The following is a 24848-nucleotide window of genomic DNA, read 5'->3' as shown; positions in this document are numbered from 1 at the left end:
GATGGCCCCCACCCCGCGCCGGCGACCGGCCGCCGCACCGCGCAGCGCGATCCCGCAGCTGTCCTGGCGCGACCCGCGGCCCGCGCCGGTCGTCCTGGTCTCCGGTCCCGAAGAGGTGTGCGGCGAGCGTGCCATCGCCGGCGTCCGGGAGCGGCTGCGTGCCGAGGACGCCAGCCTCGAGGTGTCCGACGTGCGGGCCGACGACTACGCGCCCGGAACGCTGCTGGCCACGACCTCGCCGTCGCTGTTCGGCGAACCGCGCCTGGTGCGGGTGTCGGGCGTGGAGAAGTGCTCCGACGCGTTCCTGAGCGAGGCGCTGTCCTACCTCGAGGCGCCGCAGGACGGGGCGACGGTGGTGCTGCGGCACACCGGGGCGAGCGTGCGCGGGAAGAAGCTCCTGGACGCCATCCGTGCCGGCGCAGGCGGCGGCGTCGAGATCGCCTGCCCTGCGATCAAGCGCGAGGGGGAGCGGTTCGACTTCGCGGCGGGGGAGTTCCAGGCCGCTGGGCGCCGCATCGCCCCGACGGCCCTGCGGACCCTGGTCGCCGCGTTCGCGGACGACGTCACCGAACTCGCCGCGGCGTGCCAGCAGCTGATCGCCGACGTCGACGGCGACATCACCGACCAGGTCGTAGAGCGCTACTACGGCGGCCGGGTGGAGACGTCGGCGTTCACCGTCGCCGACACCGCCATCGCCGGACGCTACGGCGAAGCGCTCCTCGCACTGCGCCACGCGCTCGCCTCGGGAGCGGATCCGGTGCCGATGGTGGCGGCGATCGCCTCGAAGCTGCGCATCATGGCGCGCGTGGCGGGCAGCCGCGAACCCGCGGCCGCACTGGCCGGGCGTCTCGGGATGAAGGACTGGCAGGTCGACCGGGCGCGACGGGATCTGTCCGGCTGGACGGAGTCCGCGCTGGGCGCGGCCATCCAGGCCGCCGCACGCGCGGACGCCGAGGTCAAGGGCGCCTCGCGGGATCCGGTGTTCGCACTGGAGCGGCTCGTCACGGTCATCGCCACGCGCGGCGACGGCCTGGTCTGACGCGACGGGCTGGTCTGACGCGACGGGCTGGTCTGACGCGACGGGCTGGTCTGACGCGACGGGGCCGGTCGGCGCGGCGGCCCGGCGGGTCCGCGGGCACGACGACGACGGCCCGCCCCCTGGCGGGGACGGGCCGTCGGTGCGTACCGGCTCAGAGAGCGGCGACCTGCTTCGCGATCGCCGACTTGCGGTTCGCAGCCTGGTTCTTGTGGATGACGCCCTTGCTCACAGCCTTGTCGAGCTTCTTGGCGGCCTTGACCAGCGCCTTCTCGGCGGCGGCCTTGTCACCGGCGGCGACGGCCTCGCGGGTGCGGCGCACCTCGGTCTTCAGCTCGCTCTTGACGGCCTTGTTGCGCTCGTGCGCCTTCTCATTGGTCTTGTTGCGCTTGACCTGCGACTTGATGTTCGCCACGTGTCGACGTTCTTTCGTTCGGAGTTGATCGATGGTGTTGCCGAGTGGCAGGAGAGGGATGCCGCACGGCGGTCGTGAGGGAAGAACCCACACGCAAGCCAATCAGCGAGTTTATCAGGTCTGCTCGAGTGTCGTGATCGCCAGCTCCAGCACGGCGTTGAACACGGTGGGACGCATGGCGGTGACCAGATGGCTGGTGCGCGGGACCACGATGAGCTCCGCATGCCGTGCGACCTGCAGGAACAGCCGTTCGTTCACGCGCAGCTGGTCGTACTGGCCGTTGACGAACCAGATCGGCGCCTCGATGCGCCGCAGGGCGGCCAGCAGGTCGAGGACCGACAGGCTCCGCAGGGCGATGTCCTGCGTGTCGTAGGCGTATCCGCCCGCGCCGAAGTCCGCCCGCGTCTCGGCGGGGAGCGTCCGGTCGAGCACCTGGTCGGCGAGCCACTGTCCTCGCCCGGGCAGCCGGTCGAATCCGCGCGCGAGCAGCCGGTACGTCGCCAGGCCCACGCCGCGGGGGATGGCGGTGCACGAGGCGGCGATGAGGCCCGCCACCGGAGGCGCGCTCTCGCTTCCGGCGTACTCGATCGAGACGAGGCCGCCCATCGAATGGCCCACCAGCAGCACCGGGCCCCGGTCCGCCGCGGCCCGCACCGCCTCGTCGACGGTCCGCAGCGCGGACTCCAGGGTGAAGGTCTCGCTCATGCGGGTCCCGTGCCCGGGCAGGTCGACGGCGGTCACCGGATTCCCGCGGCGCTGCAGGTAGGACACCTGCGAGCGCCACATGGTGGCAGACGTGCGGATGCCGTGCACGAGGACCACCTGCACCGCCATGCTCCCACGGTACCCAGCACCCATCCCGCCGGGCGCACCGATGGGCCCTCCGGGCGCCCGGTAGAATTCTGCGGACATGTCACCCCGCGCCCTCACCTCGCTCGAGCCTGCCGCCACGCCCCCCGAGCGCATCCGCAACTTCTGCATCATCGCCCACATCGACCACGGCAAGTCCACGCTGGCCGACCGCATGCTGCAGATCACCGGCGTCGTCTCGGACCGCGACATGCGCGCGCAGTACCTCGACCGCATGGACATCGAGCGCGAACGCGGCATCACGATCAAGTCCCAGGCGGTGCGGATGCCGTGGGCCGTTCCCGCGGACGGCGGCGCCGAGCCGGTGTACGCCCTGAACATGATCGACACCCCCGGGCACGTGGACTTCACCTACGAGGTCTCGCGCTCGCTGGCGGCGTGCGAGGGCGCGATCCTCCTGGTGGATGCCGCGCAGGGCATCGAGGCGCAGACCCTCGCCAACCTGTACCTCGCGCTCGAGAACGACCTGCAGATCATCCCGGTGCTCAACAAGATCGACCTGCCGGCGGCGGACCCCGAGAAGTTCGCGAACGAGCTCGCGGGGCTGATCGGCGGCGACCCCGACGACGTGCTCCGCGTCAGCGGCAAGACCGGCCAGGGCGTCGAAGAGCTCCTCGATCGCATCGTGCGCGACATCCCCGCTCCCGTCGGCGACGCCGACGCGCCCGCGCGTGCGATGATCTTCGACTCCGTCTACGACTCCTACCGCGGTGTCGTGACCTACGTGCGGATGGTGGACGGCAAGCTCGAGCCGCGCGAGCGGATCCAGATGATGTCCACCCGCGCGACGCACGAGCTGCTCGAGATCGGGGTCTCCAGCCCCGAGCCGACCCCGACGCGCGGCCTCGGCGTCGGCGAGGTCGGCTACCTCATCACCGGGGTGAAGGACGTCCGCCAGTCCAAGGTGGGCGACACCATCACCAATGCGCGCAAGCCTGCGGCCGACCCGCTGGCCGGCTACACCGACCCGAAGCCGATGGTCTTCTCGGGGATCTACCCGATCGACGGCAGCGACTACGCCGTGCTGCGGGAGGCCCTGGACAAGCTGAAGCTGTCGGACGCCTCCCTGCAGTACGAGCCCGAGACCTCGGTGGCCCTGGGCTTCGGGTTCCGCTGCGGGTTCCTCGGCCTGCTCCACCTCGAGATCATCACCGAGCGCCTGTCGCGGGAGTTCGACCTCGACCTCATCACCACGGCGCCGTCGGTGACCTACGAGGTCACCACCGACACCGGCGAGAACGTCGTCGTCACCAACCCCAGCGAGTACCCCGACGGGCGCGTGGCCGAGGTGTCCGAGCCCGTCGTGAAGGTCGGCATCCTGCTGCCCAAGGACTACGTGGGCACCGTGATGGAGCTCTGCCAGTCCCGACGCGGGTCGCTGCTGGGAATGGACTACCTGAGCGAGGACCGCGTCGAGCTGCGCTACAACATGCCGCTCGGCGAGATCGTGTTCGACTTCTTCGACCAGCTGAAGTCCAAGACGCAGGGCTATGCGAGCCTGGACTACGAGCCGGCGGGCTCCCAGACGGCGGACCTGGTGAAGGTCGACATCCTGCTGCAGGGCGAGAAGGTGGACGCCTTCAGCTCGATCGTCCATCGCGACAAGGCGTACGCGTACGGCCTGATGATGACCGAGCGGTTGCGCAAGCTCATCCCGCGGCAGCAGTTCGAGGTGCCGATCCAGGCGGCGATCGGCGCGCGCATCATCGCGCGCGAGAACATCCGCGCCATCCGCAAGGACGTCCTCGCCAAGTGCTACGGCGGTGACATCACCCGCAAGCGCAAGCTCCTCGAGAAGCAGAAAGAGGGCAAGAAGCGCATGAAGATGGTCGGGCGCGTGGAGGTTCCGCAGGAGGCGTTCATCGCGGCGCTGTCCGGCGACGTCGAGGGCAAGGAGAAGAAGTAGCCTCTCGGCCCGCGCCCGCTCACACCGGGCGCGCAGGGGCCGCGGCTACGCTGGAGACCATGCGCCGCGGGACGTTCAGGGACGAGACGGTCGACTACGCAGCCGTGGGCGCCACGCAGGCGCCCGATCTCATGCAGTATCCGCCGGAGCGGAGCGTCCCGGCCGAGGAGTCCTGGCGCATCGGCAGCGGCGAGTCGCGCTTCCAGACCGCCTCGGACGCCCTGATGTCTTGGGCGGCGCTCCGCGGAGCGGGGCTGCGCCTGACCGATGTGCGCCCGGCATCCGGCCCGATGTACTCGGGCGTGAGTTTCGACAGCGAGGGCAATGCCGTGGCTCCGAGCCGCACGGACGCCGATCAGCGCTTCGATCAGGACGGCACCCCGTACGTCGCCGCCGGCACCACCGTCACGGTGGACGGCCGCGTGGCCGGACACCGTGCGTCGGGCGAGCTGCGGGTCATCCTCGCCGTCGACGAGCCGCGCCGGGTGGGGTACGCCCTCGGGACGGTGAGCGGGTCGGTGGTCAGCGGCGAGGAGTCCTTCATGCTCGACTGGCTCGACAACGACGAGGTGTGGTTCACCGTCCGCGCCTTCGACGCGCCGTCCTCCGTGCTCTACCGGCTGCTTCCGGCGATGGTCAAGCGCCGGCGTCGCGGGCTGTTCACCGGCTACCTGCGGGCGATCTCGCCGCTGTACGCCACGCCGGCGTGACCCGCTGATGCCCTCCGCGCTCCCGGACGGCGAGCCGGTGCCGCCCGGCGGCGTCCTTCCCGCCGACACCCACGTCGACCCGAGCACGCCCTTCGGGGTGTACCTGCACGTGCCGTTCTGCCGCGTGCGCTGCGGCTACTGCGACTTCAACACCTACACCTCTTCGGAACTGCGCGGTGCGCGCCAGCAGGACTACGCCGACGAGGTTCGGCGCGAGATCGACCTCGCCCGCACGGCCCTCGAGGCGGTGGGCCCGCTGCGGCCCGCCGCGACGGTGTTCTTCGGAGGCGGGACGCCCACGCTCCTGCCCGCCGGAGACCTCGGCCGGATGCTCGAGGCGGTGACGGCGGCGTTCGGCCTCGACCCGGACGCCGAGGTGACGGTCGAGGCCAATCCCGACACCGTCACGGGCGAGTCCGTCGCCCTGCTCGCCGAGGCGGGGGTCACGCGGCTGAGCATCGGGATGCAGTCGGCCGTGCCGCACGTCCTGCACACCCTGGACCGGACGCACGAGCCCGCCAACGTGGCCGCCGCCGTCCGCGCCGCGCGGGGCGCCGGCCTCCAGGTCAGCCTCGACCTCATCTACGGCACGCCCGGTGAGAGCCTCGAGGACTGGCGGCGGACGCTGGACGAGGCGCTCTCGCACGCCCCGGACCACGTGTCCGCCTACGCCCTCATCGTCGAGGAGGGGACTGCCCTTCACCGCCGCATCCGGCGCGGCGAGGTCGCGATGCCGGACGACGACCTGCAGGCGGACATGTACGAAGAGGCGGACGCCGCCCTCGCCGCGGCGGGCTACTCCTGGTACGAGGTGTCGAACTGGGCGCGCGGCGACCGTTTCCGCTCCCGGCACAACCTCGCGTACTGGCGCGGGACGGACTGGTGGGGTTTCGGTCCCGGCGCCCACAGCCACATCGCCGGCACGCGCTTCTGGAACGTCCGGCATCCCGCCGCGTACGCCCAGCGCCTGGCCGCCGGGCATTCCCCGGCGCAGGGGCGGGAGCGGCTGAGCCCCGAGGCGCGTCACGCGGAGCGGGTGCTGCTGGGTACGCGCATCCGGGACGGGCTCGATCTCGGCGAGCTGACCGCGCAGGCGCGCACCGCGGTGGCCGCGCTCATCGCCGACGGTCTGCTCGAGGGCGCCGCCGCCGTTCGCGGCCGGGCGGTGCCGACGCTGCGCGGACGGCTGCTGGCCGACGTCGTCGCCCATGCGCTGACCCGGTGACCGGCATCCGGAGGGAATGCCCCGCGGTTCTCGCGAACCCCCGGCCCGGACGGCGGTAGGATTGGCACTCGCGCAAGAGGAGTGCCAGCGAGGGAGACGATGGTCAGCGAACGGGGTCTGCAGGTGCTGCGCGCGATCGTCCAGGACTACGTGGACACGCGCGAGCCGGTCGGCAGCAAGGCGATCGTGGAGCGCCACGCCTTCGGCGTCTCTGCCGCCACGATCCGCAACGACATGGCCCTGCTCGAGGACGAGGACCTCATCGTCGCCCCTCACACCTCCTCGGGGCGCGTGCCCACCGACAAGGGCTACCGCGTCTTCGTCGACCACCTCGCCGAGCTGCGCCCGCTCAGCCCCGCCCAGCGGCACGCCATCGCGTCGTTCCTGGACGGTCCCGGCGATCTGGACGACGCGCTGGCGCGCACGGTGCGTGCGCTGTCGCAGCTGACCGGCCAGGTCGCCATCGTCCAATACCCCTCGTTCGCCCGCGCGACCGTCTCGCATGTCGAGCTCGTCCAGCTCGGCGGGGGGCGAATGCTGGTGATCGTCGTCACCGACACCGGGCGGGTCTCGCAGCGTCTGGCGGTCGTGCACGACGACTTCGACGAGTCGGAGCTCGCCCGCATGCGCGCCGAGATCGGCACGATGCTCGTGGGGCGCGCCGTCCGCGACGGCGTGCAGCGCATCGACGAGCATCTCGCCGGCGCCGCCTCGACGGCGGGAACCGGCCGTCACGCGGCGACGGCGGCCGTGCTGCGGGTCGTCGGCGAGGAGCTCGAGGGCTTCCGCCAGGACCGTCTCGTCATGGCCGGCAGCGCGAACCTCGCCCGGCGCGAGGCGGACTTCCGCGGCAGCATCTACCCGCTGCTCGAGGCCATCGAGGAGCAGGTGACGCTGCTGCGCCTGATGGGTGAGATGGTCGCCGACGAGCAGGGGCTGGCGGCGAGCATCGGACGCGAGAACGAGCCGTTCGGCCTGGGCGAGGCCTCGGTGCTCACCAGCGACTACGACGCCACGGGGGAGCGCGCCCGCGTCGGCGTGCTGGGCCCCACGCGCATGGACTACCCGACGAATCTGGCGGCGGTGCGGGCGGTGGCCCGCTACCTGACCCGGCTGCTGGAAGAGGACGAGGGCGCCCGCTGAGAGCGGGCGACCCCCAGGACGATGCCGCGCCGGGTGCGCGGCCAGGAAGGCGAAAGTGGCTGACCACTACGAGGTTCTCGGCGTCTCGCGGGACGCGACGGCGGACGAGATCAAGAAGGCGTACCGGCGGCTGGCCCGTCAGCTGCATCCCGACGTGAATCCGGGGGAGGACGCCTCCGAGCGGTTCAAGCTCGTCACCCACGCGTACGACGTGCTCAGCGACCCCGAGCAGCGGGCGCGGTACGACATGGGCGGCGACTCGCCCTTCGGCGGCGCGGCCGGCGGCTTCAGCGGCTTCGGCGACATCTTCGAGACGTTCTTCGGCGCCGCCGCCGGCGGCGCGCGCGGCGGCCGCCCGCGGTCGCGTCGCGAGCGCGGGCAGGACGCCCTCGTCCGGGTGACCCTGGAGCTGGGGGACGTGGTGTTCGGCGTCCACCGCGACATCGAGGTGGACACCGCGGTGCTGTGCGAGACCTGCGAGGGCTCGTGCTGTCAGCCGGGCACGTCGCCGGTCACGTGCGACATCTGCCACGGCAGCGGTCACGTGCAGCGACAGGTGCGCAGTCTGCTGGGCAACGTCGTCACCAGCCAGCCCTGCGCCGTGTGCCAGGGCTACGGCACCACGATCCCGTACCCGTGCGCGACGTGTCAGGGGCAGGGCCGGGTGCGCGCCCGCCGCACCGTGTCGCTGGAGATCCCCGCCGGCGTCGAGACCGGCCTGCGGCTCCAGCTCCCCGGCTCGGGCGAGGTGGGCCCGGCAGGCGGCCCGCACGGCGATCTCTACGTCGAGGTCACGGTGTCGCCGCACGAGGTCTTCAGCCGGGACGGCGACGACCTGCTCGCCACCATCGAGGTATCCATGCCCGACGCGATCCTGGGCACCACGACCACCATTTCGTCGCTGGACGGCCCCGTCGACCTCGAGCTGCGCCCCGGCGTACAGGCCGGTGACATGCTGACCATCAAGGGGCGCGGCATCACGCCGCTGCGCGGCACCCAGCGTGGCGACCTCAAGGTGGGAGTCCACGTCGTGACCCCGACGCGGCTGGATGCCAAGGAGCGCGCTCTGATCGAGGAGTTCGCCCGCCGCACGAAGGCCCCCGGCCCGCGCCTCGCGGAGTTCCACCAGGGCCTGTTCGCGAAGCTCCGCGACCGATTCCGCAACGGCTGATCCGGTGGCGCTTCACTTCGTCGCGGACGACGCCTCGTCGGTCGCCGCCGGCGGCACGATCGTGCTCACCGGCGCCGAGGCGCACCACGCCGCCGTGGTGCGGCGGGTCCGCGTCGGCGAAGAGGTCACGGTGGGTGACGGACGGGGCACGTGGCTGACCGGCGTGTGCGCCGAGGTCTCGCCGCGCGAGGTGTCGGTCCGGGTGAGCACGCGCCGCGACGTGCCCGCCGCGGCGCCGCGCGTCGTCCTCGTGCAGGCGCTGGCCAAGGGCGATCGCGACGAGCTGGCCGTCCAGGCGGCGACCGAGCTCGGCGTCGACGAGATCCTGCCCTGGCAGGCCGCCCGCAGCGTGTCGCGATGGGAGGGCCCGAAGGCGCAGAAGGGGCGCGACCGGTGGACGTCGATCGTCCGGGAGGCCGCCAAGCAGGCGCACCGGGCCTGGGTCCCCGACGTGGCGGCGCCGGTCACGACCGCCGAGCTCGCCGAGCGCGCGCGTCGGTCCCGGATGCTGGTGCTCGACCCCGCCGCCGATCGTCCGCTCTCCGCGGTCCTGCGAGAAGCTCCCGAGCAGGGCGAGATCGTGCTGGTCGTCGGGCCCGAGGGCGGCATCACCGAGCAGGAGCGGGAGCGCCTGGTCGAGGCGGGTGCGACCGCCGTGCGCCTGGGCGACACGGTCCTGCGCACCTCGACGGCGGGGCCCGCCGCCCTGGCGGTGGTCGGCGTCGTGCTCGGCCGGTGGTGACACCGCCTCGTTAGACTGGCGGGTATGAGCGAACCGTCGATCTTCACGCGCATCCTGCGGGGAGAGATCCCCGCCGACATCATCGCCGAGACCGAGAACGCGTTCGCGATCGCCGACATCGCCCCCCAGGCGCCGGTCCACCTGCTGGTGATCCCGAAGTCCCAGGAGTACCGCGATGTCGTGGAACTGGCAGCCGGAGACCCGGACCTTCTCTGCGAGCTGATCGGGCTGGCGAACTCCGTGGCCGCGGAGCACTCCGACGGCGATTTCCGCCTGGTGTTCAACACCGGCCCGCGGGCGGGGCAGACGGTCTTCCACGTGCACGCGCACGTGCTGGCCGGTGGACTGGAAGAGAAGAGTGTCGGTGCCTGACGATTCGCCCACGACGCAGCGCGTCTACGCCGACGGCGTGGCCATGGTGCAGCTGCTCGGTCCGCAGGACAGACTGCTGCGCGTCGTCGAGAAGGAGCATCCGGACGTCGATGTGCTGGTGCGAGGCAACGAGATCACCCTCACCGGCGACGCCGACGCCGTGGCGGCCGCCCGCCGCCTCGTGGACGAGCTGCTGGAGATGACCCGCGCCGGCCAGGGACTCGATCCGGCCGACGTCGCCTCGTCCAGCCGCATCCTGCGCTCCGACGGCAGCCCCCGTCCGTCCGAGGTGCTCGGCGAGGCGGTGCTGTCCTCCCGCGGCAAGGTCATCCGGCCCAAGACCCTCGGCCAGAAGGCGTATGTCGACGCCATCGAAGAGAACACCATCGTGTTCGGCATCGGTCCCGCCGGCACCGGCAAGACCTACCTCGCCATGGCCAAGGCCGTCCAGGCGCTGCAGCGCAAAGAGGTGAGCCGGATCATCCTCACCCGTCCCGCCGTCGAGGCGGGGGAGCGTCTGGGCTTCCTGCCCGGAACCCTCACCGACAAGATCGACCCCTACCTGCGACCGCTCTACGACGCGCTCAACGAGATGATGGACCCCGAGCTGGTGCCCAAGCTCATCGCCACGGGCACCATCGAGGTGGCGCCGCTGGCCTACATGCGCGGCCGCACGCTCAACGACTCCTTCGTGGTCCTCGACGAGGCGCAGAACACGACCCCCGAGCAGATGAAGATGTTCCTCACCCGGCTCGGGTTCGGAACGCGCATGGTCGTCACCGGCGACATCACCCAGATCGACCTGCCCCAGGGTGCGTCGGGCCTGCGGCTGGTGACCCGGGTGCTCGACACCATCGACGACATCCACTTCGCCTACCTCACCAGCGACGACGTCGTGCGCCACACGCTGGTCGGGCGCATCGTGGACGCGTACACCGAGTACGACGAACGGCGGCTGGCCGCACGACGCGAGCGGGACGAGGCGGCGGAGTTCGCCTCCCGCGCCGACCGTCGCGGGCACTCGCGGCCGGCCGGACCGCGCGACCATCTTCCGAAGCGGGGACGTTCATGACCATCGAGATCAGCAACGAGTCCGGCGTGGCGGTCGACGAGACCGTCCTGCTGCGCCTCATGGAGCACAACTTCGCCGAGCTCCACATCAGCCCCGACGCCGACGTCGCCATCCTCATGGTGGACGAGGGGGCGATGGAGGCGCTGCACGTGCAGTGGATGGACGAGCCGGGCCCCACGGACGTCCTCAGCTTCCCGATGGACGAGCTGCGCCCCGGCACCGAGGACCAGCCCACCCCGCCCGGTCTGCTCGGCGACATCGTGCTGTGCCCCCAGGTCGCCGAGACGCAGGCCGTCGCCGCCAAGCACTCCACGATGGACGAGCTGGTGATGCTCACCACGCACGGGCTGCTGCATCTGCTCGGCTTCGACCACGCCGAGCCGGACGAGGAGCGGGAGATGTTCGCGCTGCAGAAGGACCTCATCGTGGGGTTCCAGCACGGCGAACGACGACGCGAGCGCCCATGACACCCACTCTGCTGCTGATCGCCGCGGGGGTCCTGCTGGCGTTCGGCGCCCTCATGGTCGCCCTCGACGCGGCGCTGTCGGTGACCTCCCGCGCCGATCTGGCCGAGTGGGGATCTGCCGGCCCGAACGCCTCATCGCTGCGGAAGATCGCTATCGATCCCGACGCCCACGCCAACGCCGTGGCCTTCATCCGCGTGCTGGCCGAGACGACCGCGGCGGTGCTGGTGACGGTCGCGCTCACGCTCATCTTCGACAGCATCTGGTGGGCGACCCTCACCGCGGCGGTGATCCTCACGGGCGTGTCCTACGTGGTGGTCGGAGTCAGCCCCCGCAGTGTCGGGCGACAGCACGCGACGGGGCTGCTGCGCGCCGCGGCTCCCGTCGTGCGCGGGGTGCGCATCCTGCTCGGCCCCCTCGCCCACGGGCTGGCCGCGCTCGGCACCCGCCTCACCCCGGGGGTCCGCCGCGGCGGCAACTTCGCCTCGGAGGAGCAGCTGCTGAGCATCATCGACGACGCGGCCGAGAACGAGCTCATCGAAGAGGACGATCGCGAGCTCATCCACTCGGTGTTCGAGTTCACCGACACCTACGTGCGCGAGGTCATGGTGCCCCGCACCGACATGGTGACCGCCGACGCGTCGGCGACCACGCGCGACGCGATGGCGATCTTCCTCGAGAAGGGCGTCTCGCGCATCCCGATCGTCGACGACGAGGCGGACGACGTCGTGGGGCTGCTCTACCTGAAGGACCTCGTGCAGTTCGGCTTCCGCGACGAGGCCGGCTGGCGCGACGCGCCGATCCTGCGCATCGCGAGGCCCGCGGTGTTCGTCCCGGAGTCGATGAAGGCCGAGACGCTCCTGCAGCAGATGAAGCGCGAAGCCGTGCACGTCTGCATGGTCGTGGACGAGTACGGCGGCGTCTCGGGCCTGGTGACCCTCGAGGACCTCATCGAGGAGCTGGTCGGCGAGATCGTGGACGAGTACGACCCGCGCGGCGACGAGGTGGTCGAGCTCGACCCGGGCCGGTTCCGCGTGTCCGCGCGCATGAGCCTGGACGAGGTGGGCGACCTGTTCGGCATCGAGCTCGAGGACGAGGACGTCGACTCCGTGGGCGGACTGCTGGGCAAGGCCCTCGGTCGCGTGCCGCAGCCCGGGGCGACCGGTCAGCTGGCGGGGCTGGTGATGACCGGCGGCGCGTCCCGCGGCCGCGGGAGGCTGGCCACGGTCATCGTCGAGCGGGCCGCAGAAGAGGACGCCGACGCCGAGACCGAGGCCGCGCCGGCGGAGCCGTCGACCGCACGATCCCAGACCGGAGAAGTGCGCACCGTGAGGAGCACGCCATGACCGCAGAAGACACCGCCCCCGTCCCGCAGGCCCGGTCCGGCTTCGCCACGTTCGTCGGGCGCCCGAACGTCGGGAAGTCGACGCTCACCAACGCCCTGGTCGGTGAGAAGGTGGCGATCACGAGCGACAAGCCGCAGACGACGCGGCGCGCGATCCGCGGCATCCTGAACCGACCCGAGGGTCAGCTCGTCCTGGTCGACACGCCCGGGCTCCACCGCCCGCGGACCCTCCTGGGGCAGCGCCTGAACGATCTCGTCGAGCAGGTGCTCGGCGACGTCGACGTCATCGGGTTCTGCGTCCCGGCCACCGAGAAGATCGGTCCGGGCGACCGGCGCATCGCCGAGTCCCTCGACGGCTACGGCAGGGCGAAGAAGGTCGCCATCGTGACCAAGACGGATGCGGCGTCCCGGGAGCAGATCACCGAGCGGCTCATCGAGGTAGACGCCCTCCGCCCGGACTGGGCAGCGGTCATCCCGCTGTCCGCGCTCACGCGCGAGCAGCTGGACCTTCTGGCCGCCGAGCTGCTCTCGCTCATGCCGGTGGGACCGGCCCTGTACCCCGAGGACGTCGTCACCGACGAGACCCTCGAGGACCGGATCGCCGAGATCATCCGCGAGGCCGCGCTCGAGGGAGTCCGCGACGAGCTGCCGCACTCCATCGCCGTCGTCGTCCAGGACATCTCGCCCCGCGAGGACTCCGACCTCACCGACGTCTACGCCGACCTCATCGTCGAGCGCGACAGCCAGAAGGCCATCATCATCGGGCACAAGGGCTCCCGGCTGCGGGATGTCGGCGCGCGGGCCCGCGCGCAGATCGAGCCGCTGCTGGGGACGCGGGTGTTCCTGTCCCTGCACGTGCGCGTCGCCAAGGAGTGGCAGAGCGACCCCAAGCAGCTCGGCCGGCTGGGCTTCTGATCAGCCGGCGAGCTCCCGCAGCGCCGAACGCACGATGACGACGTCCTCGCCGTAGTCGGCGTCCACGGCGGACTGCAGCGTGCCGTCGTCCCACACCACGTCCACCCACAGGCGCCCGTCCATCGCCGACGCGGTGAGGGCCTGTGCGCCCAGGCGCTCCCAGATCTCCTCCTGCAGCTGGGCGAGGGTGTCCTCGGATGCCGTGCCCGGCCGTCCGCCGGTCGGGTCGGGGATCATCATCGGATCGTAGAGGGCCAGCATGATGGGCTCGGCGGTCACCGTCATCGTCTCGCCGTCGAAGGTCCCCTGCACGGCGTACGCGCCCCACGTGGTCCCGTCCGAGCTCTCGCTGCCCTCGACGGACTCCCAGTCCCAACCCCGCAGCGGCAGGCCGGTGCACTGCGGCGGATAGGACTCCGCGACACCGCCGAGGCACAGCTGCGGGTCGTCTCCAGTGTCGAGGACCGTGCCCTGCGCGATGACCTCGCCCGCGGGGGGCGGTGGCGGGGCGAGCGTCGCCGCGGGGGCGGGGTCCGCCGCGCCGGGGCGACCCGGTGTGGCGCACGAGGCGAGCAGGACCGTCAGCAGCGCTGTCGCGGCGGTCAGGACGAGTGCAGATTGTCGGTGCGAGCGGTTCACACCCTCACAGTGTCGAGCACAATTGGTTCGTCTCAGCCGTTTCGAAGACATCCTGGTAGCATCGACCCATGCGCGCCGGCATCCTTCTCCTTCTTAGCCGCCGCGACGAGTCCTCGTTCTAGGGCCTTCCTCGTCGCGGAGCTTCTCATCGGCCCGCACCATCCGCCCCGAGCCTGCCGCCAGCCCGCGCGGCCGGGCCGTGAACGAAAAGCGACGAACCATGGAGAACACCCAGAAGCCCTCGGGCATGCCGACCCACAAGTACCGGCCCTACCACGATCAGCTCCGCGTCGATCTGCCCGATCGCACGTGGCCGTCCCGGCGCATCACCACCGCCCCGCGCTGGTGCGCGGTGGATCTGCGCGACGGCAACCAGGCGCTGATCGATCCGATGAGCCCCGAGCGCAAGCGCATCATGTTCGAGCTGCTCGTGCAGATGGGCTACAAAGAGATCGAGGTCGGGTTCCCGTCCGCCAGCCAGACCGACTTCGACTTCGTCCGCCAGCTCATCGACGAGGGTCTCATCCCGGACGACGTGACCATCCAGGTGCTCACCCAGGCGCGCGCCCACCTGATCGAGCGCACCTACGAGGCCATCGCCGGCGCGAAGCAGGCGATCGTCCACCTCTACAACTCCACCAGCGTCCTGCAGCGCGACGTGGTGTTCCGCACCGACAAGCAGGGCATCATCGACATCGCGCTGGAGGGCGCGCGGCTGTGCCGGCAGTTCGAGACGCGCATCCCCGGGACGCGCGTGTTCTACGAGTACTCGCCCGAGAGCTACACCGGCACGGAGCTGGAGTTCGCCGTCGACATCTGCAACCAGGTGATCGAGGTGCTCGAGCCGACCGCTGACCGCAAGGTCATCATCAACCTGCCGGCCACGGTCGAGATGGCCACCCCGAACGTCTATGCGGACTCCATCGAATGGATGTCGCGACGCCTGGCCCACCGCGAGAACATCATCCTGTCGCTGCATCCGCACAACGACCGCGGCACCGCGATCGCCGCGGCCGAGCTCGGCTACATGGCCGGCGCGGACCGCATCGAAGGATGCCTGTTCGGCAACGGCGAGCGCACCGGCAACGTCGATCTGGTGGCGCTGGGCATCAACCTGCTCACGCAGGGGATCGACCCGCAGATCGACTTCAGCGACATCGACCACGTCAAGCGCACCGCCGAGTACTGCAACCAGCTGCCGGTTCCGGAGCGCAGCCCCTGGGCGGGCGACCTCGTCTTCACCGCGTTCAGCGGCTCGCACCAGGACGCCATCAAGAAGGGCTTCGAGGCGATGGCCGCGCGCGCGGAGCAGGCCGGGGTGCCGGTGGACGACCTCGAATGGGCCGTGCCGTATCTGCCCATCGACCCGAAGGACCTCGGCCGTTCCTACGAGGCGGTCATCCGCGTGAACTCGCAGTCGGGCAAGGGGGGAGTGGCCTACCTGCTGAAGACCGACCACGCCCTGGACCTGCCGCGACGGCTGCAGATCGAGTTCTCGGGCGTCGTCCAGGCCAAGACGGATGCCGAGGGCGGCGAGGTCACGAGCGACCAGATCTGGTCCATCTTCACCGACGAGTACCTGCCCGCCGACGACGCCGACGAGCGCTGGGGCCGTTTCGAGCTGCTGTCCACGCGCACGCAGAGCGACATGTCCGGCGACGTCCTGCTCGAGGTGACCCTGCGCGACGGTGAGGAGCGGGTTCCCGCGAGCGGCCGCGGCAACGGGCCCGTGGCCGCCTTCCTCGAGGTGCTGCGCGGACACGGCTTCGACGTCACCGTCTACGACTACGTCGAGCACGCGCTGAGCGCGGGCGGCGACGCGCAGGCCGCGGCCTACGTCGAGCTGCAGGTCGACGGCGACCGGCTGTGGGGCGTCGGGATCGACGGCGACATCTCCACCGCATCCCTCAAGGCGATCGTCTCGGGCGTGAACCGGGCGATCCGCACCCGCGCACAGGCGGGGGCGCTCGCGGGCGTGTGAGATCCCGACCCGGCGCCCCGTCAGGGGCGCCGGGTCGGGATCGCGGCGGTCTCGACGGCGACCTTGCGGCGGTACAGCGCCCGCTGCTCGGGCAGCGAGATGTCGAAGATCACCGCCAGCAGCCGGATGATCGCCGTCACGACGATCCCCACGATCGCCGCGATCAGCAGGGGTGCGCCCAACGCGTGGACCACGGCGAGGAACGCGCAGCCCGCGCCGGCAGCCACGGCGTAGAGCGAGCCGACGTGCATGATGGCCACCGGCAGGCCCATCATGATGTCGCGCAGGATGCTGCCTCCCGCGGCGGCGCACACCCCGACGAGCACCGCGGGCACCGGCGGGAGTCCGAGGCCCAGTGCCTTGCTCGTGCCGAAGGCGCCGAACATCCCGATCACCAGGGCGTCCAGCCCCACGATGACGCCGTTCAGGCGCTGGAAGACGCCCGCCAGCAGCATCCCGACGATCGCCGCGCCGGTGGCCGTGAGCAGATACCAGTTGCTCTGCAGCGTCGCCGGGGTGACGTTGAGCAGCAGATCGCGGATGAGCCCGCCTCCCATGCCCATCACCATGCCGATGATCGCCACCCCGAGCAGGTCGAGACGTCGCTGACCGCGGAACCCCGAGGCGAACAGTGCGCCCTGGATGCCGCCCAGTCCCACGGCGGTGAGGTCCGCCCACAGCGGGATCACGAACAGCGGCTCGTCCATCCCCTCATTATCGGCCCGGCCCGGCCTGCGCCCCGGAAGGCCGCGACCGCGGATAATCGAGGGGTGCCCACCTATCGCGACGAGGTCGTGGTCCTGCGCACCCACAAGCTGGGCGAGGCCGACAGGATCGTGACGCTGCTGAGCCGGCGGCACGGCAAGATCCGTGCCGTGGCGAAGGGCGTGCGCCGGACGTCGTCGCGGTTCGGCTCGCGCCTGGAGCCGTTCATGGTCGCCGACGTCCAGATGTACGAGGGGCGTTCGCTGGACATCGTGCAGCAGGCGGAGTCGATCGGCGCGTACGGCGCCGACATCGTCGTCCACTACGAGCGCTACACCGCCGCGCACGCGATGGTCGAGGCCGCCGACCGGCTCAACGAGGCCGAGGCGACCCCGCAGCAGTACCTGCTGCTGGTCGGGGGCCTGCGGGCCCTCGCGCGCGGCGAGCACGCCGCGCGCGCGATCCTGGACTCCTACCTGCTGCGCGCGATGGCGCTGTCGGGGTGGGCTCCCGGCCTGACCGACTGCGCGCGCTGCGGCGCGACCGGCCCGCACGAGTCGTTCGTCGCCCAGCTGGGGGGGATGGTCTGCTCGTCCTGCGCGCCGGCGGGCTCGGCGCGGCTGGACTCCGCGACCGCCGCCGTCCTGCGCGCCCTCATGGCCGGGGACTGGCAGGTCATCGACGACGCCGGCCGCGGCGCGTCATCGGCCGCCTCGGGGCTCATCGCCGCCTACGCCCAGTGGCATCTCGAGCGCGGCATCCGCTCGCTCGCCCACGTTCCCACGGAGACCCCGCGATGACCCCCAAGCCCTACACCCATCGGGATGCCGTCGCCTACCGCCCCCTGGACTGGACCGGGGTCCATCCGCCGGCCTTCCCCGAGGGCCGGGTCCCCGCGCACGTCGCGATCGTGATGGACGGCAACGGCCGGTGGGCGAACCACCGCGGGCTCACCCGCGTCGAGGGGCACAAGGCCGGCGAAGAGGTCCTGCTGGACGTGGTGGCCGGCGCCATCCAGGCCGGCGTCCGCCATCTGAGCGTGTACGCGTTCTCGACCGAGAACTGGGCGCGGTCGCCCGAGGAGGTCCGCTTCCTCATGGGCTACAACCGCGACGTGCTCCATCGCCGCCGCGACCAGCTGAACGAGTGGGGCGTCCGGGTGCGGTGGTCCGGTCGCAAACCCCGGCTGTGGGGCTCGGTCATCAAGGAGCTGCAGTACGCCGAGGAGCTCACGCGGGACAACGACGTGATGACCCTCACGATGTGCGTCAACTACGGCGGCCGGGTCGAGATCGTCGATGCGGTGCGCCGCATCGGCGAGGAGGTGGCCGCCGGACGCCTGCGGCCGTCCGCGATCACCGAGAAGATGATCCGCCGGCACCTTTACCAGCCGGACATGCCCGACGTCGACCTCTTCATCCGCTCCAGCGGCGAGCAGCGCACCTCGAACTTCCTGCTGTGGGAGTCGGCGTACGCCGAGTTCGTCTTTCTGGACACCCTCTGGCCGGACTTCTCGCGCACGGACCTGTGGCACGCGATCTCGCTCTACCTCTCCCGCGATCGGCGCTTCGGCGGGGCCGTCGACCGCCCGAGATGAGCGCCGTCGGCTCGCGTGGCGGAATAGCGCGGATGCCGGGGCGTTGGGTCTCTTCGTGACCGACAAGATCCGAATCGACGTATGGAGCGACATCGCGTGCCCGTGGTGCTACATCGGCAAGCGCAACCTGGAGCAGGGGCTGGCCGCCGCCGCAGCGGAGGGCGACCTGCCCGAGGTGGAGGTCGTCTACCGCTCCTTCGAGCTCTCACCTGACACTCCCGAGGACTTCGAGGGCGACGAGAGCGACTACCTCGTGCAGCACAAGGGGATCTCGCGCGAGCAGGCCGGAGCCATGCTCGAGCGCGTCACCGCAGTGGCGGCCGAGGCCGGCCTCGGCTACCGAGTCGACCTGCTGCAGCACACCAACACCGTCCGTGCGCACGAGCTGCTGCACTACGCCAAGTCTCGCGGGCGCCAGCACGAGATGGCCGAGCGGCTCATGGCGGCGTACTTCACCGAGGGCCGCCACGTCGGCCGCGTGGACGACCTGGTGACCCTCGCCGCCGAGTCGGGGCTGGACGCCGACGAGGCGAGGCACGCCCTCGAGCAGGGCCGATTCCGCGAGGCGGTGTCGGCGGACCAGGCCCAGGCCCGGGCGTGGGGGATCACCGGCGTCCCCTTCTTCGTCATCGACGAGACCTACGGGGTGTCGGGTGCGCGGCCGGCGGCCGCCTTCGCGCAGATCGTCCGCCAGGTCGCGGCCGAGCGGGTCGCCGTCGGCTGACCGGCGTCAGCGGGGGAGGACCGCCTCGATCGCCGCGACGATCTGCGGGTCATCCGGCGCCGTCCGCGGCCGGAACCGGCTCACCGTGCCGTCGGGGGCGACGAGGAACTTCTCGAAGTTCCACTGCACGCGTCCGCTCCGCCCGTCCGCGTCCGGCGTCTTGCGCAGCTCGGCGAACAGGGGCGCAGCCTTCGGGCCGTTCACCTTGACCTTCGCGGCCACGGGGAAGGTGACGCCCCACGTCGTGGCGCAGTAGTCGAGGATCTCCTCCATCGTGCCGGGCTCCTGGCCCATGAACTGGTTGCAGGGGAACCCCAGTACGGTGAACCCGCGATCGGCGTACGCGCGCTGCAGATCTTCGAGCTGAGCGTACTGCGGCGTCAGCCCGCAACGCGAGGCGACGTTGACCACGAGCACGGCCCGGCCGGCGTAGTCGGCAAGAGAAGCGACGTCGCCCTCGGCCGTGTGGAAGGGGATCTGGCGGACGTCGGTGGCGATGGCGTCGGTCATGCTCCCAGGCTAAGCGCCCCCGCGGGGGTGGGGACGGGCTCGGCGCACATTCGGCGGAGTCTGTGAGAATGGACGACGTGTCCTCCGTCCTCGCGCCCGCCCCCGCGCTGCGCATCGGCCCCATCGAACTCGATGCGCCGGTGGTGCTGGCGCCGATGGCGGGCATCACCAACACCGCCTTCCGGCGGCTCTGCCGCGAATACGGCGCGGGCCTGTACGTCAGCGAGATGATCACGTCGCGGGCGCTCGTCGAGCGCAACGCCACCACGATGCGGCTCATCACCCACCACGAGTCCGAGACGCCGCGGTCCATCCAGCTGTACGGCGTCGATCCGGCAACCGTCGAGTCGGCCGTCCGCGTCCTCGTCGACGAGGACCGCGCGGACCATATCGACCTCAATTTCGGCTGCCCCGTCCCGAAGGTCACCCGCAAGGGCGGCGGGGCGGCGCTGCCGTGGAAGACGGAGCTGTTCCGCGACATCGTCACGCGGGCGGCCCGTGCCGCCGGCGGCATCCCGCTGACGGTCAAGATGCGCAAGGGCATCGACGGCGATCATCTGACCTATATCGAGGCGGGCCGGATCGCCGAGGATGCCGGTGTCGCCGCGGTGGCGCTGCATGCGCGGACGGCGTCGGAGTTCTACTCGGGGAATGCGGACTGGTCGGCGATCGCGCGCCTGAAGGAGGCGGTCACCTCGGTGCCCGTCCTGGGCAACGGCGACATCTGGTCGGCCGAGGACGCCCGCCGGATGATGTCCGAGACGGGCTGCGACGGAGTGGTCGTGGGTCGCGGCTGCCTGGGCCGGCCGTGGCTGTTCGGCGACCTCGCCCGCGCCCTGGGGGGTCCGGGCGCGGCATCCGGCGAACCCGTGGACGCCACGCTCGGGTTCGTGGCGAGGGCCTTCCGCCGACATGCGGAGCTGCTGGTGGAGTTCTTCGAGGACGAGGGGCGGGGGTGCCGGGACATCCGCAAGCACGTGGCCTGGTACTTCAAGGGGTACCCCGTCGGCGGCGACACCCGCGCGGCGCTGGCCACCGTGTCGACCCTCGCCGAGATCGACGCGCTGCTGGCCACCCTGGACCTGGATGCTCCCTATCCGGGGGCGGCGGCGGAAGGGCAGCGCGGCCGGGCGGGCACCCCCAAGCGTCCCGCGCTGCCCGACGGCTGGCTGGACTCGCGCGCTCTCGCGGCGGATGACGGACGGCTTCTGGCCGCTGCGGAGCTCGACCACAGTGGCGGCTGACGCCGGCGGCGCCGGGCGTCCGCACGGCTACTCCGACGAGGATGCCGAGCGGTTCCACGCCGAGCGCCACCGCTCCCAGCGCGACGACTTCGCGCGCGACCGCGCGCGCGTGCTGCACTCCGCGGCCCTGCGGCGCCTGGCGGCGAAGACGCAGGTGCTGAGCCCGGCGTCCCCGGCGGATTTCGCCCGCAACCGTCTGACGCACTCGCTCGAGGTCGCCCAGGTCGGCCGCGAGCTCGCCACGTCGCTGCAGCTGGCCGCCGACGTCGTCGACACCGCCTGCCTCAGTCACGACCTCGGCCACCCGCCGTTCGGCCACAACGGGGAACGCGCGCTGAACGACTGGGCAGAGGACATCGGCGGCTTCGAGGGCAACGCCCAGACGCTGCGCATCGTCTCGCGCCTGGAGCCGAAGGTCTTCGACGACGGCGGCCGCTCCTTCGGCCTCAACCTCACGCGGGCGAGCCTGGACGCGACCTGCAAGTACCCGTGGACCTCGGAGCACCCCCTCCCGGACCCCGGCGGGCGACTGAAGTTCGGCGTCTACCCCGACGACGAGCCGCTGTTCCGCTGGATGCGCGAGGGGGCTCCCGGTCGGGTCCGCTGCATCGAGGCCGAGGTGATGGACCTCTCGGACGACATCGCCTATTCGGTGCACGATTTCGAGGACGCCATGGTCAACGGCTATCTCGACCCCGCGCGGCTCGCCGACGTGCGGGAGCACGAGGCGCTGCTGGATGCGATCCAGGCGTGGGTGGGCTTCGACTTCGCCCGCGACGAGCTCGCCGACGCGCTCTACCGACTCATGCGGATGCCGGAATGGATCGATTCCTTTGACGGCACGCGGTCGTCGATGGCGCAGCTGAAGAACCTCACCTCGGACCTCATCGGCCGCTTCGCGCGCGCGGCGACGACGGCGACGCGCGAGGCGTACGCGGTTCCGTCCCTGACGCGCTACCGGGCGCACGTCGTCGTGCCGCGAGTGGTCGAGGCCGAGATGGCCGTCCTGAAGGGCATCATCGGCGCCGTGGTGGTCTCGATCGAGGGGCGGAAGGATCTCTACAAGGAGCAGCGCCGCGTGCTCAAGCGGCTCGCGTCCGCGCTGTGGGAGCAGCCGGACCGGCTCGACGCGCTGCACGGCGAGGACTTCGCCGCCGCCGTCGATGACCGGGCGCGGCGGCGGGTCGTCGTCGACCAGGTGGCGAGCCTCACCGACCAGCTCGCGATCGCGTGGCACGGGCGGTTGATCGGCGAGGTGGATGCCGCGTCGCTGGGCATCTGGGCGCCGGGCAGCCGGCCCGGCCGCACCGTTCCGCGGGTGGCGGTCTGATGGCGGGGAGGATCCGCCAGGCCGACGTCGACGAGGTCAAGGCACGCACGAACATCGCCGACATCATCGGCGAGCGCGTGGCGCTCAAGTCCGCCGGCGTCGGCTCGTTGAAGGGACTGTGCCCGTTCCACGACGAGCGCAGTCCGAGCTTCAACGTGCGCCCGCAGGCCGGCTTCTACCACTGCTTCGGCTGCGGCGAGTCGGGGGACGTCTACTCCTTCCTGCGGCGCATGGACCATGTCACCTTCACCGAGGCGGTGGAGCGACTGGCGGGCCGCCTGGGCTTCACGCTGCACTACGAGGACGGCGGCGCCGCCCCCGAGGGCACCGGCCGCGCGCGGCTGTACAAGGCCAACACGACGGCGGCGGAGTACTTCCGGGGCCAGCTGTCATCGGGTGAGGCCGAGATCGCCCGGCGCTTCCTGGGCGAGCGTGGCTTCGATGCCGGTGCGGCGGCCCACTTCGGCGTCGGGTACGCCCCCAAGGGGTGGTCAGCGCTGCACACGGCCCTCAAGGCTGCCGGATTCTCCGACGAGGAGCAGCTGTCGGCCGGCCTCGTCTCTCAGGGGCAGCGCGGGGTGTACGACCGCTTCCGCGGGCGCTTGATCTGGCCGATCCGCGACGTCACCGGGCAGGTGATCGGGTTCGGGGCCCGCCGCCTCTTCGACGACGACAACGGCCCGAAATACCTGAACACGCCCGAGACGACGATCTACAAGAAGGCCCAGGTCCTGTACGGCCTCGACCTCGCCAAGCGCGACGTCTCCCGCGAACATCGCGTGGTCGTGGTCGAGGGCTACACCGACGTCATGGCCTGCCATCTCGCGGGGATCACGACGGCGATCGCGACGTGCGGCACCGCATTCGGCGGCGACCACATCACCGTCCTCCGCCGCGTGATGGGGGACGACTCCACCGCGGGCGAGGTGGTCTTCACCTTCGATCCGGATGCCGCGGGCCAGAAGGCGGCGCTGCGCGCCTTCGCGGATGCCAAGCGCTTCAACGCCCAGACCTATGTCGCCACCGGACCCGAGGGCCTGGACCCCTGCGACCTGCGCCTGCGTCGCGGCGACGGCGCGGTGCGGGCGCTCTTGGAGACCAAGGTTCCGATGGTGGAGTTCGTGCTCGACCAGCGCATCTCGGGCTTCGACCTGGCCAGCGTCGAGGGCCGGGTGGGTGCGCTGCGCGCGGCCGCGCCCGTGGTGGCAGAGCTCCGCGATCCGCTGCTGCAGCCCGAGTACGTGCGCGTCCTCGCACGGCGGCTCGGCATGGACACCGAGGATGTGCGTCGGGAGGTGGAGAGATCGTCCCGCAGTGCGCCCCGGGAAGATGCGCGGCCGGCATCCGCGGCGCGCGGCGCGGACGCCCCTGCCGAGGGCGCTGCCCCGGGAGTGACGATCGCCTCCCTGCCGCGGACGGCCGAGATCGCCCTCGAGCGCGACGCGCTGATGGGATTCCTGCAGTTCGGCCACCGCGTGGATCGGGATCTGCTCGCGCGGTCGCTCGCCCAGCCCTTCCGGCATCCGGCGTTGGATGCCGTGCGGCAGGCGATCGAGGCGGCGGAGGATCTGGACCGGCCGGGATGGTCGTCCGAGGCTGTCGGCGCCGTGCGCGAGCCGTACCGCACCCTCGCGGCCGAGCTCCTCGCGGCCGACTTCCCCGCCCTCACCGACGCCGCGGCGCTGGCCTCGACGACCGACCTCGCCCGCCGCATCCTGGTTCGCGGCCTCGACCGGCAGAAGGCGGAGCTGCTCGGCGCGGTCCAGCGCGTCGCCCCCGACAGCACGGAAGGCCGCAGAATCCGGCTCCAGCTGCGCGAGCTCGACCTCGAGCGGCAGCGCGTGGCCGCCGACGGGTGAGCGCGTCGGGTGGCGTGGGGGTGGCGCGCACGGCAGGATGAGGGCATGTCCCGCCGTCGAGACCCGGATGCCGCCATCCGCTGCGTGGATCTGTCGATCGTCCGCAACTCCCGCCGGGGCGATGATCAGCGCGTGATCGACGGGGTGTCCTTCGTGGTGCCGCACGGGGGCGCGCTGGCCGTCGTCGGCGCGACCGGGTCAGGCAAGTCGTCGCTGGCGGCGGTGCTGGCCGGCGTCGACGAGGACGGCCTCAGTGTCGTGGGCGGCGACGCGCTCGTGGAGGGCGTCTCGGTGCGTCATCCCGGCCGCGCCCACCGCTATCTGGACTACGCCACCGGCTACCTCCCGCAGTCGGCGGGAGCGAAGCTGCCGGCCCGGCTCACCGTGTCCGAGGTGATCGCCGAGCCGATCACCGGTCGCGACCGCCGCGTGAACCAGCGGGCACTGGCCGTGAGGGTCGCGGCCCTGCTGGACGAGCTGATGCTTCCCCTCGGCACCGCGGCGAAGTATCCCTACGAGCTGAGTGCGGGGATGCGCCAGCGGGTGGCACTTGCGCGCGCCCTGGTCCTGCAGCCTCGGCTGCTCGTGGCCGACGAGCCCTTCGCCAATCTCGACGTGGAGGTGCGCCGCGCCGCCCGCGACGCGGTGCTCCGCCGCCGTCGCGAGGACGCGATGGCGGCGCTCGTCGTCACCAACGACGCCGCCGTCATCCGAGAGCTCGACGCGGACGTGCTCGTGCTCGACGCCGGCCATCCCGTGGCCTTCGGTCACGACCCCGACGAACTGCTGTGGACACCCGGGACGCCCCTGGATCGGCGGCTCATCGTCACGTGACGTACGGAGCACCCTCCGGCCTTTGCTACGATGGTGTGG

The 24848-nt window shown here is 71.6% G+C and carries 25 protein-coding genes; 20 read left to right on the top strand and 5 right to left on the bottom strand.

What is annotated here, in order from left to right:
* Position 1 precedes the first annotated feature (1 nt).
* On the top strand, positions 2 to 1039 hold the full coding sequence (holA, locus tag ACYVF4_RS01215; RefSeq protein WP_460718940.1) for a DNA polymerase III subunit delta: 1038 nt from the start codon (positions 2 to 4) through the stop codon (positions 1037 to 1039).
* Positions 1040 to 1190: 151 nt separating this feature from the next.
* On the opposite strand, the gene rpsT is transcribed toward holA, so the two are convergent.
* Together rpsT and ACYVF4_RS01205 are read right to left on the bottom strand one after the other, a co-directional pair.
* On the bottom strand, positions 1191 to 1451 hold the full coding sequence (gene rpsT / locus ACYVF4_RS01210) for a 30S ribosomal protein S20 (protein WP_460718938.1): 261 nt from the start codon (positions 1449 to 1451) through the stop codon (positions 1191 to 1193).
* 114 nt (positions 1452 to 1565) lie between these two features.
* On the bottom strand, positions 1566 to 2285 hold the full coding sequence (locus tag ACYVF4_RS01205; protein ID WP_460718936.1) for an alpha/beta fold hydrolase: 720 nt from the start codon (positions 2283 to 2285) through the stop codon (positions 1566 to 1568).
* Positions 2286 to 2361: 76 nt separating this feature from the next.
* Between ACYVF4_RS01205 and lepA the strand changes: the two genes are divergently transcribed.
* The 11 genes from lepA (at position 2362) to era (ending at position 13386) form a co-directional block, all read left to right on the top strand.
* Positions 2362 to 4227: a translation elongation factor 4 gene (lepA, locus tag ACYVF4_RS01200; RefSeq protein WP_460718934.1), complete on the top strand. Its 1866-nt coding sequence runs from the start codon at positions 2362 to 2364 to the stop codon at positions 4225 to 4227.
* Between the two features lie 59 nt (positions 4228 to 4286).
* On the top strand, positions 4287 to 4937 hold the full coding sequence (locus ACYVF4_RS01195; protein WP_460718932.1) for a DUF1990 family protein: 651 nt from the start codon (positions 4287 to 4289) through the stop codon (positions 4935 to 4937).
* 7 nt (positions 4938 to 4944) lie between these two features.
* Positions 4945 to 6162, top strand: a complete 1218-nt coding sequence (gene hemW, locus ACYVF4_RS01190; protein ID WP_460718930.1) for a radical SAM family heme chaperone HemW — start codon at positions 4945 to 4947, stop codon at positions 6160 to 6162.
* Positions 6163 to 6261: 99 nt separating this feature from the next.
* Entirely contained in the window at positions 6262 to 7305 is a 1044-nt protein-coding gene (gene hrcA / locus ACYVF4_RS01185) for a heat-inducible transcriptional repressor HrcA (protein ID WP_460718928.1), read from the top strand.
* A 55-nt stretch (positions 7306 to 7360) separates the two neighbouring features.
* Entirely contained in the window at positions 7361 to 8476 is a 1116-nt protein-coding gene (gene dnaJ, locus ACYVF4_RS01180; RefSeq protein ID WP_460718926.1) for a molecular chaperone DnaJ, read from the top strand.
* Positions 8477 to 8480: 4 nt separating this feature from the next.
* The gene (locus ACYVF4_RS01175; RefSeq protein WP_460718924.1) at positions 8481 to 9218 is read left to right on the top strand and encodes a 16S rRNA (uracil(1498)-N(3))-methyltransferase; all 738 of its coding nucleotides are present in this window, start codon (positions 8481 to 8483) and stop codon (positions 9216 to 9218) included.
* Between the two features lie 24 nt (positions 9219 to 9242).
* Entirely contained in the window at positions 9243 to 9590 is a 348-nt protein-coding gene (locus tag ACYVF4_RS01170; protein WP_460718922.1) for an HIT domain-containing protein, read from the top strand.
* Between the two features lie 43 nt (positions 9591 to 9633).
* Positions 9634 to 10662, top strand: coding sequence for a PhoH family protein (locus ACYVF4_RS01165; protein WP_460720710.1), 1029 nt, complete (start codon positions 9634 to 9636; stop codon positions 10660 to 10662).
* The gene (ybeY, locus tag ACYVF4_RS01160; RefSeq protein WP_460718919.1) at positions 10659 to 11129 is read left to right on the top strand and encodes an rRNA maturation RNase YbeY; all 471 of its coding nucleotides are present in this window, start codon (positions 10659 to 10661) and stop codon (positions 11127 to 11129) included. The genes ACYVF4_RS01165 and ybeY overlap by 4 nt, the downstream gene beginning before the upstream one ends.
* Entirely contained in the window at positions 11126 to 12472 is a 1347-nt protein-coding gene (locus tag ACYVF4_RS01155) for a hemolysin family protein (RefSeq protein ID WP_460718917.1), read from the top strand. Before ybeY ends, ACYVF4_RS01155 begins: the two co-directional genes overlap by 4 nt.
* Positions 12469 to 13386 carry a GTPase Era gene (gene era, locus ACYVF4_RS01150; protein ID WP_460718915.1) on the top strand — a complete coding sequence of 306 codons (918 nt, stop codon included), beginning with the start codon at positions 12469 to 12471 and terminating at the stop codon, positions 13384 to 13386. The genes ACYVF4_RS01155 and era overlap by 4 nt, the downstream gene beginning before the upstream one ends.
* On the opposite strand, the gene ACYVF4_RS01145 is transcribed toward era, so the two are convergent.
* Positions 13387 to 14025, bottom strand: a complete 639-nt coding sequence (locus ACYVF4_RS01145; protein WP_460718913.1) for a hypothetical protein — start codon at positions 14023 to 14025, stop codon at positions 13387 to 13389.
* 220 nt (positions 14026 to 14245) lie between these two features.
* Between ACYVF4_RS01145 and leuA the strand changes: the two genes are divergently transcribed.
* The gene (gene leuA, locus ACYVF4_RS01140) at positions 14246 to 16006 is read left to right on the top strand and encodes a 2-isopropylmalate synthase (RefSeq protein WP_460718911.1); all 1761 of its coding nucleotides are present in this window, start codon (positions 14246 to 14248) and stop codon (positions 16004 to 16006) included.
* Positions 16007 to 16026: 20 nt separating this feature from the next.
* On the opposite strand, the gene ACYVF4_RS01135 is transcribed toward leuA, so the two are convergent.
* Positions 16027 to 16713: a trimeric intracellular cation channel family protein gene (locus ACYVF4_RS01135; protein WP_460718909.1), complete on the bottom strand. Its 687-nt coding sequence runs from the start codon at positions 16711 to 16713 to the stop codon at positions 16027 to 16029.
* A gap of 63 nt (positions 16714 to 16776) precedes the next feature.
* Between ACYVF4_RS01135 and recO the strand changes: the two genes are divergently transcribed.
* The 3 genes from recO to ACYVF4_RS01120 are packed head-to-tail and all read left to right on the top strand — an operon-like array spanning position 16777 to position 19032.
* The gene (gene recO, locus ACYVF4_RS01130) at positions 16777 to 17511 is read left to right on the top strand and encodes a DNA repair protein RecO (protein ID WP_460718907.1); all 735 of its coding nucleotides are present in this window, start codon (positions 16777 to 16779) and stop codon (positions 17509 to 17511) included.
* Complete coding sequence (locus ACYVF4_RS01125) at positions 17508 to 18308, top strand: isoprenyl transferase (RefSeq protein ID WP_460718905.1); 801 nt, start codon at positions 17508 to 17510, stop codon at positions 18306 to 18308. The genes recO and ACYVF4_RS01125 overlap by 4 nt, the downstream gene beginning before the upstream one ends.
* 55 nt (positions 18309 to 18363) lie before the next feature.
* Entirely contained in the window at positions 18364 to 19032 is a 669-nt protein-coding gene (locus ACYVF4_RS01120) for a DsbA family oxidoreductase (protein WP_460718903.1), read from the top strand.
* Between the two features lie 6 nt (positions 19033 to 19038).
* Here ACYVF4_RS01120 and ACYVF4_RS01115 read toward each other — a convergent pair whose 3' ends face one another.
* The gene (locus ACYVF4_RS01115; RefSeq protein ID WP_460718901.1) at positions 19039 to 19542 is read right to left on the bottom strand and encodes a glutathione peroxidase; all 504 of its coding nucleotides are present in this window, start codon (positions 19540 to 19542) and stop codon (positions 19039 to 19041) included.
* A gap of 68 nt (positions 19543 to 19610) precedes the next feature.
* Here ACYVF4_RS01115 and dusB point away from each other — a divergent pair, with 68 nt between their 5' ends.
* The 4 genes from dusB to ACYVF4_RS01095 are packed head-to-tail and all read left to right on the top strand — an operon-like array spanning position 19611 to position 24809.
* Positions 19611 to 20786, top strand: coding sequence for a tRNA dihydrouridine synthase DusB (gene dusB / locus ACYVF4_RS01110; RefSeq protein WP_460718899.1), 1176 nt, complete (start codon positions 19611 to 19613; stop codon positions 20784 to 20786).
* A complete protein-coding gene (locus ACYVF4_RS01105) occupies positions 20776 to 22116 on the top strand; it encodes a deoxyguanosinetriphosphate triphosphohydrolase (RefSeq protein WP_460718898.1) in 1341 nt (446 codons plus the stop codon). Before dusB ends, ACYVF4_RS01105 begins: the two co-directional genes overlap by 11 nt.
* Positions 22116 to 23975 carry a DNA primase gene (gene dnaG, locus ACYVF4_RS01100; RefSeq protein WP_460718896.1) on the top strand — a complete coding sequence of 620 codons (1860 nt, stop codon included), beginning with the start codon at positions 22116 to 22118 and terminating at the stop codon, positions 23973 to 23975. Before ACYVF4_RS01105 ends, dnaG begins: the two co-directional genes overlap by 1 nt.
* Before the next feature lie 45 nt (positions 23976 to 24020).
* Positions 24021 to 24809: an ATP-binding cassette domain-containing protein gene (locus ACYVF4_RS01095; protein WP_460718894.1), complete on the top strand. Its 789-nt coding sequence runs from the start codon at positions 24021 to 24023 to the stop codon at positions 24807 to 24809.
* Positions 24810 to 24848: the final 39 nt, after the last annotated feature.

This window comes from Microbacterium aureliae (genome assembly GCF_054780155.1).
The sequence above is the reverse complement of the archived record's forward strand: the minus strand, read 5'-3'. Positions and strand labels throughout refer to the sequence as shown.

Bases quoted from the DNA above. Each gene is read 5' to 3' on its own strand.
- dnaG (WP_460718896.1), top strand. From the start codon at position 22,116: ATGGCGGGGAGGATCCGCCAGGCCGACGTCGACGAGGTCAAGGCACGC.
- leuA (WP_460718911.1), top strand. From the start codon at position 14,246: ATGGAGAACACCCAGAAGCCCTCGGGCATGCCGACCCACAAGTACCGG.
- ACYVF4_RS01115 (WP_460718901.1), bottom strand. From the start codon at position 19,542: ATGACCGACGCCATCGCCACCGACGTCCGCCAGATCCCCTTCCACACG.
- ACYVF4_RS01125 (WP_460718905.1), top strand. From the start codon at position 17,508: ATGACCCCCAAGCCCTACACCCATCGGGATGCCGTCGCCTACCGCCCC.
- ACYVF4_RS01135 (WP_460718909.1), bottom strand. From the start codon at position 16,713: ATGGACGAGCCGCTGTTCGTGATCCCGCTGTGGGCGGACCTCACCGCC.
- ACYVF4_RS01205 (WP_460718936.1), bottom strand. From the start codon at position 2,285: ATGGCGGTGCAGGTGGTCCTCGTGCACGGCATCCGCACGTCTGCCACC.
- ybeY (WP_460718919.1), top strand. From the start codon at position 10,659: ATGACCATCGAGATCAGCAACGAGTCCGGCGTGGCGGTCGACGAGACC.
- era (WP_460718915.1), top strand. From the start codon at position 12,469: ATGACCGCAGAAGACACCGCCCCCGTCCCGCAGGCCCGGTCCGGCTTC.
- lepA (WP_460718934.1), top strand. From the start codon at position 2,362: ATGTCACCCCGCGCCCTCACCTCGCTCGAGCCTGCCGCCACGCCCCCC.
- dusB (WP_460718899.1), top strand. From the start codon at position 19,611: ATGGACGACGTGTCCTCCGTCCTCGCGCCCGCCCCCGCGCTGCGCATC.
- ACYVF4_RS01165 (WP_460720710.1), top strand. From the start codon at position 9,634: ATGGTGCAGCTGCTCGGTCCGCAGGACAGACTGCTGCGCGTCGTCGAG.
- ACYVF4_RS01195 (WP_460718932.1), top strand. From the start codon at position 4,287: ATGCGCCGCGGGACGTTCAGGGACGAGACGGTCGACTACGCAGCCGTG.
- hemW (WP_460718930.1), top strand. From the start codon at position 4,945: ATGCCCTCCGCGCTCCCGGACGGCGAGCCGGTGCCGCCCGGCGGCGTC.
- hrcA (WP_460718928.1), top strand. From the start codon at position 6,262: ATGGTCAGCGAACGGGGTCTGCAGGTGCTGCGCGCGATCGTCCAGGAC.
- ACYVF4_RS01170 (WP_460718922.1), top strand. From the start codon at position 9,243: ATGAGCGAACCGTCGATCTTCACGCGCATCCTGCGGGGAGAGATCCCC.
- ACYVF4_RS01095 (WP_460718894.1), top strand. From the start codon at position 24,021: ATGTCCCGCCGTCGAGACCCGGATGCCGCCATCCGCTGCGTGGATCTG.
- holA (WP_460718940.1), top strand. From the start codon at position 2: ATGGCCCCCACCCCGCGCCGGCGACCGGCCGCCGCACCGCGCAGCGCG.
- ACYVF4_RS01155 (WP_460718917.1), top strand. From the start codon at position 11,126: ATGACACCCACTCTGCTGCTGATCGCCGCGGGGGTCCTGCTGGCGTTC.